Origin of the sequence: Microbacterium sp. B24 (assembly GCF_000333415.1) — a bacterium.
Taxonomy (GTDB): Bacteria; Actinomycetota; Actinomycetes; order Actinomycetales; family Microbacteriaceae; genus Microbacterium.
Map to the genome: position 1 here is coordinate 1 of NZ_BADB01000331.1, position 2110 is coordinate 2110.

3 protein-coding genes are annotated in these 2110 nt (G+C 69.0%); 1 reads left to right on the plus strand and 2 read right to left on the minus strand.

Going from position 1 to position 2110, the window contains the following annotated elements; genetic code table 11:
• Both I5I_RS08565 and otsA read right to left on the minus strand, forming a co-directional pair.
• A partial coding sequence (locus tag I5I_RS08565) for a trehalose-phosphatase (RefSeq protein ID WP_036318374.1) occupies positions 1–378 on the minus strand: 378 nt, incomplete at its 3' end.
• Positions 375–1766: an alpha,alpha-trehalose-phosphate synthase (UDP-forming) gene (otsA, locus tag I5I_RS08570; RefSeq protein WP_036318375.1), complete on the minus strand. Its 1392-nt coding sequence runs from the start codon at positions 1764–1766 to the stop codon at positions 375–377. The genes otsA and I5I_RS08565, both read right to left, overlap by 4 nt.
• Positions 1767–1836: 70 nt before the next feature.
• Between otsA and I5I_RS08575 the strand changes: the two genes are divergently transcribed.
• Positions 1837–2091 carry a hypothetical protein gene (locus tag I5I_RS08575; RefSeq protein WP_036318373.1) on the plus strand — a complete coding sequence of 85 codons (255 nt, stop codon included), beginning with the start codon at positions 1837–1839 and terminating at the stop codon, positions 2089–2091.
• Positions 2092–2110: the final 19 nt, after the last annotated feature.

A 2110-nucleotide genomic window follows, 5' to 3' on the forward strand; every position in this document is an offset into this window, starting at 1 on the left:
GCCAGGGACGCCTGCCGCGATCGCCTCGGCTCGAGCGCGCAGCCGGTCGCGCAGCGCCAGGAGCGCAACGTCGACCGTCGACGCGTCGTCGGAGCCCGACGGCGGCCATTGCTCCGCGCCGTGCGAACCCGCCAGCAGCAGAGGCGAGTCATCGTCGTGCTCGGCGATGATCCGCAGATCGCGCAGCGTGCGCCCGGACACGAGGGCGACGGTCGTCGCGGGAACGCGAGCGAGCGCGTCGACGGCGGCCCGTGCGGGGGCACTCATGCGCGCCGCCATCGGCTCGTCGATCAACGGCGCCAGGGTGCCGTCGAAATCCAGGGCCACCAGAAGACGATCCGTGACCGCCAGGCGTGCCAGAGCGTCGTCGACGCTCACGACGTCGCCCTCACCGCATCGAGATCGCTGAGGAAACGCCGCGACCAGTCGGCGACGTCGTGGTCGCGCACGCGGCGGCGGAGGGCGCGCATGCGGCGCCCCTGTTCGGAGGGTGACATCTCGATCGCCGTCATGATGGCGTCCTTCAGCCCCTCGATGTCGTGCGGGTTGACTTTCACCGCCTGCGACATCTCGTCGGCGGCGCCGGTGAACTCGCTGAGTACGAGCACGCCGCGTCCGTCGACGCGGCTGGCGACATACTCCTTCGCCACCAGGTTCATCCCGTCGCGAAGGGCGGTCACGAGCATCACGTCCGCCGCGAGGTACAGCGCGACCATCTCCTCCCGGGGGTACGAGTGATGCAGGTAGCGGATGGCCGTGTGCCCGACGGTGTCGTGGTCGCCGTTGATGCGGCCGACCGTGAGCTCGATCTCGTCACGCAGCTGCATGTAGGCCGCGACGCGCTCCCTGCTCGGGCTCGCCACCTGCACGAGCGTGACGTCCTCGACATCGAGGCGGTGGTCCTCGAGAAGCTCTCCATACGCCTTCAGGCGGTGACCGATGCCTTTGGTGTAGTCGAGACGGTCGACGCCGAAGAGGATCGTCTTCGGGTTGCCGAGGCTCTCCCGAATCTCGGCGGCCCGGGCCTGCACCTGCGGGCGGCGAGCCAGCTCGTCGTACAGGTCGGCGTCGATCGAGATGGGGTATGCCTTGGCGACGGCGGTGCGAACCGCGCCGTCGGGCTCGGGGACCCGGATCGCACCCGCCTTCGTCTCGAACCCCAGCTGGCGGCGCACGGCCGTGGCGAAGTTGCCGGCATCCTGCACCCGCTGGAACCCGATGACATCGGCCCCCAGAAGTCCCTCCAGCACCTGCTTGCGCCAGGGAAGCTGAGCGTAGATGCCGTATGCCGGGAACGGAATGTGGTGGAAGTAGCCGATCACCAGATCGGGCCGCAGCTCGCGCAGCATCCGCGGCACCAACTGCAGTTGATAATCCTGCACCCAGACGACCGCGCCGTCCGCAGCGGTCGACGCCACCGCCTCGGCGAAACGGCGGTTGACGCGGACGTAGGCTTCCCACCATTCACGGTGGTAGGCCGGCGGCGAGATCACGTCGTGGTAGAGCGGCCAGATCGTGTCGTTCGAGAACCCCTCGTAATACAGCGCCACGTCTTCGGCGGACAATGCCACGGGCACGAGCGACATCCCCTCCAGCTCGAAGGGATCGATCTCGAGGTCGGCGGTGCCGGGCCAGCCCACCCACGCCCCGCCGGTGCGCTGCAGCACCGGTTCGAGAGCGGCGACCAAGCCGCCCGGCGAACGACGCCACCCACCCTCGACGCTCGGATCATGGTCGACGGGCAGGCGGTTGGACACGACGATCATGTCGGCCTCGGACTTCGGGTCGCTCACGCGGCTCCTCTCGGCAGGCGTTCTTCCAGGCTAACGTGGTCGCATGCGCAAGTACCTGTTCGGGACCGGGATCATCTCCGCCGTGACCAGCGGCGTCGCGCTGCTGCGCGGCCTCCGTGGCGACGTGCCGTTCACGTGGCGTCAGGCGCTCGCGTGGCTGAGCTGGGGAATCACTCTGGCCCTGTCGATCGGCACGATCGTGGACACCTATCGCGCCTCCCGCGGACGGATCATCTCCACCGACTCCCCCGTGCGCGGGAGCGAGGAGAAGCTGCTGGCGAAGCGCCTGCAACGGTGAGCATCGAGAGCTGAGACGC

Coding starts and splice junctions, on each gene's coding strand:
- otsA (WP_036318375.1), bottom strand. CDS start 1,766: ATGATCGTCGTGTCCAACCGCCTGCCCGTCGACCATGATCCGAGCGTC.
- I5I_RS08575 (WP_036318373.1), top strand. CDS start 1,837: ATGCGCAAGTACCTGTTCGGGACCGGGATCATCTCCGCCGTGACCAGC.